Origin of the sequence: Sphingobacterium sp. UBA5639 (assembly GCF_002421245.1) — a bacterium.
Classification (GTDB): Bacteria; Bacteroidota; Bacteroidia; order Sphingobacteriales; family Sphingobacteriaceae; genus Sphingobacterium; species Sphingobacterium multivorum.
The window spans coordinates 263,419-269,606 of record NZ_DIJR01000012.1; the positions used below are offsets into that span (position 1 = coordinate 263,419).

Consider the following 6,188-nt stretch of genomic DNA (forward strand, 5'->3'; position numbering starts at 1 on the left):
ATCAACTAAACTAATAAATAAATGCAGGTTTTTAAATTTGGGGGTGCATCAGTAAAAGATGCTGAAAGTGTCAGAAATTCGGCGCGGATTATTTCTAAATACAAAGGCGACGCCTTGTTAGTCGTCATATCCGCCATGGGAAAGACAACAAACCTTCTAGAGAAATTGACCAAAGAATATTTTAACAACACGGGGAACCAATTTCAGACACTTGAAGAGGCGAAAGCATTTCACTTTCAAATCCTTCAAGAATTATTCCCTGAAGCTGAACATCCTATATTTGATGAGATTTCCAACTGCTTTGTGGAGATCGAGTGGATTTTAGAGGAAGAACCTCAAGATTCATATGATTATCTTTTCGATCAAATTGTTTCGATGGGTGAACTTATCTCCACCAAGATTGTTGCAGCCTACGTTGCATTCATTGGTGAAAAGGTAAAATGGCTAGATGCACGAGATTATATATTTACGGACAACACCTATCGCGAAGCTGTCGTAGACTGGAACAAAACGGAAGAAAAAATCCGTGCCGAACTGCCAGCCATCCTAGACGAGTATATTGTAATTACGCAGGGATTTTTAGGTTCTACCTCTGAAAATTTCACAACCACTTTAGGCCGTGAAGGTTCCGATTACTCTGCGGCAATTTTTGCTTCTTGTCTAAATGCCGAAAATGTAACTATATGGAAAGACGTTCCAGGTGTACTTAATGCGGATCCGAAGTGGTTTGAGAAAACCGAGTTGATTCCTGAGCTATCTTATACCGATGCTATAGAGCTTACCTATTATGGGGCTACGGTTATTCACCCGAAAACAATCAAGCCGCTTCAGAATAAAAAGATCGCATTAAATGTGCGATCCTTTGTGGACCCTGACTCACCTGGAACAATGATAAAGAGTACAAACCAAACTTTACCTGTGCCCTCCTTCATCTTTAAGGTGAACCAGATTTTTATTTCCATCTCCCCGAGGGATTTCTCATTTATCGTTGAAGACAATCTGAGAGACATCTTCAACCTATTTCATGAACATCGTATTAAAATTAATATGATGCATAATACGGCGATCAACTTTACGGTTTCCGTCGATGATACTGGAAAAAATCTAGTCGACTTAATTAACGAACTGGAGCAAAAATTCAAAGTCAGGTATGAATCTGGGCTAGAACTCATTACAATCCGTTATTATAATCAAGAAACCATTGATCGCGTTTTGGTTGATAAAGAAGTTATTAGCGAACTAAAGGATACCTATACTTGCCAACTTCTCGTTAAGAAAATATAAATGAACACATTAATCCTTCAAGAGGAGGCTCAACAGTTTTTAGAACGAAACAAACTGGAGTCTCCGACTAAAATCGCTTTAAAAAAATCTCCTTTTGAAGGAATATCATCTTCCGAGCTCGCGGCACAACTCGATGGTAGACAACGGGCGAGCGGCAAAATTCCACTATGGGCCGAAACAGCAGGGATTTACTTCCCCACCAAACTCAATCTCGAACAATGTTCTTCCGAGAAAACCGGATTATTTAAAAGTTCACTCATCGAAAACAACAGCCATTTAATTGATGCTACCAGTGGCTTCGGTGTTGATAGCTTTTACTTCTCTAAACGGGCAAAGCAAGTAACATCCTGCGAACTCAATCCCGAACTCGCTGCAATCACCCAACATAATGCAAAGATATTGAAAGCAGAAAATCTTCAGATCATTGCGGCAAATGGAGTTGAATATATACTAAACGATCCAAAGAGAAGATTTGATTATATCTATTTGGATCCTTCAAGAAGAGTTCAAAACAAAAAAGTGTTTCTACTTGATGAATGTGAACCTAATTTGGTTGCCTTGCAAGATGAATTTTTCAAACATGCCAACAAAATAATAAGTAAGCTAGCTCCACTATTGGATATTTCTGCAGCAATACACATGCTGCAACATGTTAAGGACGTTTATGTCGTCTCTTTGCAAAATGACTGCAAAGAACTTATCTTCGTGCAGGAGAAAGGATACGAAGCTGAACCTTGCATCCACGCGGTCAGGTTATATCAAGAACAACAGCAGATTATATCTTTCACTTACGAAAATGAACGTGCAATTTCAAATGACTACAGTAGGCCGCTATCCTATTTATACGAACCGGATGTAGCTCTCTCCAAAGCCGGAGCATTTAAGACTATTGCCGAAGTATTCAACGTAAAAAAACTCCATAAAAACACCCATCTCTACACCTCCGATCAAAAGATCGAAAATTTTCCCGGTAAAACATTCATCATCAAACAGGTGGAATCATTTACAGATTTTAAGAAAAATAAAAGAGCATTGAATTCCGATATCATCGCCAAAAATTTTCCCTTGAAGACCGAAGAGATCAAAAAGAAATTTAAAATCAAAGACGCTAGTGATTCGTTCACATTTTTCACGACAACCGTGAATGATCAATTTAGTGTCATACATACACAACGTATTTTAGAATAGACATTTTCATTACAATTGTCGAATAACTTCTCCGTAATTTTAATGCATGGATAAAATAGCGTTATCAGCATTGGACTTGGCTCCGATCAAAAAAGGAGAAAATACAGCAAGCGCGTTGGCTCGCACCGTAAAAATAGCCCAACATGTAGAAAAATTAGATTTTGAAAGGATATGGGTTGCCGAACATCATAATATGGAATATATTGCCAGTTCAGCAACCTCACTCCTCATACAACATATCGCATCAAACACCAGTTCTATACGCGTGGGTTCTGGTGGGATCATGTTACCAAATCACGCTCCTTTAGTCATTGCAGAGCAATTTGGAACATTAGAAACCTTGTTTCCCGGGCGTATTGACCTCGGTTTGGGACGTGCACCGAGCACTGATCAATTGACCGCAATGGCTTTGCGCAGAAACAACTTGAATACAGCCTTTCAGTTTCCACAAGAGGTAAAAGACTTACAGCGCTACTTCAGTGGAGACAACTACGACGCAAAAGTACGTGCGTTTCCAGGAGAAGGATTGGACATCCCACTCTATATCCTCGGGTCAAGTACCGATAGTGCCTATTTAGCTGCTAGCTTAGGTCTTCCATATGCTTTTGCAACGCATTTTGCTCCGGCACAGTTTGCCTCAGCAAGCATGATCTATCATCAAAATTTTGTTCCTTCTAATACCTTAGAAAAACCATATTTCATCTCTTGTGTCAATGTTATCGCTGCCGATAGTACGGAAGAAGCCAATTTCTTAGCAACAAGCTTCTATAATCTATTCGCTGGTATTGTGACAAATACCAGAAGACCACTTTCAGAACCTACTCAAGAGGTAATCTACAAAGGCATTCCCGCGATAGAGCAAGCTGTGCAAAGTATGGCTTCCTGTGCATTTATTGGCGATGGCCCTAAAATCCTTCCGGAAATAGAAAAATTCGTAAACGATCACAAAGTGGACGAGATCATGGCGACTTCCTATATCTTTGATGATGAAAAGTGTCTCCATTCATTATCATTGTTGAAAGAAATTCTTACGTAAGAATCCAAACTACTTTATATACGGTGAATTTTATATATTTAAGCAAAATTCACCGCATATGAATGTTTTTTTTTCCTTCAGCCTGATATTGGGTTTGCTCTCCCTGCAGGCATGTTCAAACCAGACAACAAAACAACAGCAAGATCGACCTGATGCAAAAATAGTATCAGACAGTTTAGCGGTATCGACTGTGGATGACACAACATCTTCTATTTACCAAAAAGCAGACCCTGCTAAAGGTCAGATTTTCCTTGTTCGTAGTTACCGTATCTGGGAGAAGGAAGATCCAACGGCTGTCTTAAATAAAGAATGGTATGATCTTTACGAAGAAAGTGGACAATATTACTTGGCAAAGGCGGATTATGTGATTAAAGATGGTTTTGACGAGTGTGCTCAGGTACCGTCTAAGAGTGTCGAATCACGCAGAAATTCATTGTTATTCTTGAAGTTAAGCGGACTTAAGCCTGGTCTCATTGAACATGTCAAAATAAATCAAGCCGAAATCTGGCCAAAAGAATCTGTCCAGTATACTTTTAAAAACCAAAAAGTTACCCTCAAAGCAGTGGGTGATATTAGATCGACTGAAGTGCAAACCGACGAAAACGGTCACGAGAAAGTATTTCATGAGGTTGCCAATTATAAACTCAACTATAGCGCAACCAATGGAGGTAAAGAAAAGACACTTTTCCAGGTAGATCAATATGACCTTGTATTTATGAGGACATTATTTGTTGGAGATATTGACCGGGATGGCGCGCTGGATTTTATTTTTTCCAATCCAAGGAATTATGAGGAAGAGGCACTATTACTGCTGCTTTCCAATCATGGCAATCCATTGATTTTTGATGCAGAAGAACAGTTTGATTGTTAATAGAACTGAAATGGGAAAAATAAACTATTACCTACATCGAATGCAGTCCATTCATAGGGCAATGATTTCGGTCTGTATTTTTTTATTGATCTACTTCATCTCTCCCATTAAAACCATCCCCTTGCTCAATTTAATGTTGTGCTGGTTTGGTTTTTGTCTTGCCTACGTTTCTATATCTTGGTATACATTCTACACCACACCTATTTCTACCATTGCGCGCAAAGCACAGCAGGAAGATGGCAGCCGTCTCTTTGTATCCCTTTTTATTATTTTAGTGACCATAGGCTGTTTTATTTCAGTATTAATGATTATCATATCAAGTAAGGATAAACAGCTGAATGATGCCTACATTATCATTATTTGTATGCTGGCCATGTTGGCTTCATGGATATTGGTTCACACCATATACACCTTTCATTATGCGCGATTATACTACGAACATCACGCAAATGGAGCTGGACTGGAGTTTCCAGGAGATGACCATCCAGATTATTTAGATTTTGCTTATTTTTCATTTGTGATGGGCTGTACCTTTCAAGTATCTGATGTGGAAATATCGTCAAAAAAAATAAGAAGAGTAGCATTATTTCATGGCCTCCTCTCCTTTGCTTTAAATACGTTTGTCGTTGCATTGACCATTAACATCATTTCTGGATTGATCAATTGAGATTTTGGCCAAAAAAGCTTATTTTAGCACAAAAATTACACACATGAAGTTGTTTAAGCCTTTAGTCTCGTCCGTTTTATTCGTTATCTTATTTATCTCGTGTAAAAAAAATGAAAATACAGGTGGTGCTGCGGACGCTTCCGGCAGCTTTATCGGTCGTGTTAAATACCAAGGCAATTCCATTGAAGTGGACCGGGATAATCGCCTGATACGGGTGCTTCGTGATGGTACCGATACCTATAAAATTGAGTTTTTCACAGGCATCCCAAATATTACAGGCGTTCGATTTGATAAAACCAATGATAGCACTTGGACGTCTACAGATACAACACTCTTAAAAGACGTGAAGATCGAAGGAAAGTTGCTGAAAATTAATTATCAATCCAATAGCCAATCTTGGGTTGTGGATAATGCAGTACGTAAATAATAATCGATCTAAATTGTCATATTAACTTCATTTTCTGTTTGAAAATTATCTCTTTCTCCCTATATTTAGGTAAGCATAAAGGAAAAGAGAAATGAAAAAAATAAATAAATTAGGTGCAATTGCATCTGTGTTTGCTATTGCCATTGCTTTGAGTGCATTTAGCTTCCAACAGGAAAAACCTAAAGAAGAACCAAAACCGACTAATCTCAAAGTTCTTCCCAAAAATATCTCCCACGATGAATTGATTTCCACTATGAAGGAATTTAATGTCGCATTGGGTGTAAAATGTGGTTTCTGTCATGCACCGTCGAAGGAAGATCCCAAAAAAATGGATTTTGCGAGTGATGATAACCACAAAAAAGAGATTGGACGAGCGATGATTAAGATGACCCAAAAGATAAACAAAAAGTATTTTAATCGAAGCTGGGATAGCTCGCCTGCCAAAGCTATTTCCTGTAAAACCTGTCATGGCGGAAAAGAAGAACCAGAAATGATCTTAGCAAAAAACTAATCAAACCACATATTCATGTAACACCATAATACGCTGTATTGTGGTGTTTTTTATTTCTATTACATTTTAATGGAAAAAAGTTTTAGAACCAGAAGAATAAGACCATTCATTTTGGAAATGAATAAGGAACCGCGCGAAACTACGCTAAGCTAAGTATAAAAAATAGTCAGTAAATAAAAAAAGGATCAAGCAGACTTCTTGGGG

General features: G+C 38.3%; 7 protein-coding genes. All 7 read left to right on the forward strand.

Annotation, left to right across the window (positions count from 1 at the left end; genetic code table 11):
- Positions 1–21 precede the first annotated feature (21 nt).
- Positions 22–1,284: an aspartate kinase gene (locus B4Z90_RS09610; protein ID WP_070564195.1), complete on the forward strand. Its 1,263-nt coding sequence runs from the start codon at positions 22–24 to the stop codon at positions 1,282–1,284.
- Positions 1,285–2,472 (forward strand): THUMP-like domain-containing protein, encoded by a 1,188-nt coding sequence (locus B4Z90_RS09615; RefSeq protein ID WP_286802060.1) that lies wholly within the window; start codon positions 1,285–1,287, stop codon positions 2,470–2,472.
- 46 nt (positions 2,473–2,518) lie between these two features.
- Entirely contained in the window at positions 2,519–3,508 is a 990-nt protein-coding gene (locus tag B4Z90_RS09620) for an LLM class flavin-dependent oxidoreductase (RefSeq protein WP_286802061.1), read from the forward strand.
- Between the two features lie 58 nt (positions 3,509–3,566).
- Positions 3,567–4,379 (forward strand): hypothetical protein, encoded by an 813-nt coding sequence (locus tag B4Z90_RS09625; RefSeq protein WP_286802064.1) that lies wholly within the window; start codon positions 3,567–3,569, stop codon positions 4,377–4,379.
- Positions 4,380–4,389: 10 nt separating this feature from the next.
- Positions 4,390–5,046: a DUF1345 domain-containing protein gene (locus tag B4Z90_RS09630; RefSeq protein WP_201303531.1), complete on the forward strand. Its 657-nt coding sequence runs from the start codon at positions 4,390–4,392 to the stop codon at positions 5,044–5,046.
- Between the two features lie 43 nt (positions 5,047–5,089).
- Positions 5,090–5,473 (forward strand): hypothetical protein, encoded by a 384-nt coding sequence (locus tag B4Z90_RS09635; RefSeq protein ID WP_115048675.1) that lies wholly within the window; start codon positions 5,090–5,092, stop codon positions 5,471–5,473.
- Positions 5,474–5,564: 91 nt separating this feature from the next.
- Positions 5,565–5,984 (forward strand): c-type cytochrome, encoded by a 420-nt coding sequence (locus tag B4Z90_RS09640; RefSeq protein WP_286802065.1) that lies wholly within the window; start codon positions 5,565–5,567, stop codon positions 5,982–5,984.
- The last annotated feature ends 204 nt before the right edge of the window (positions 5,985–6,188 follow it).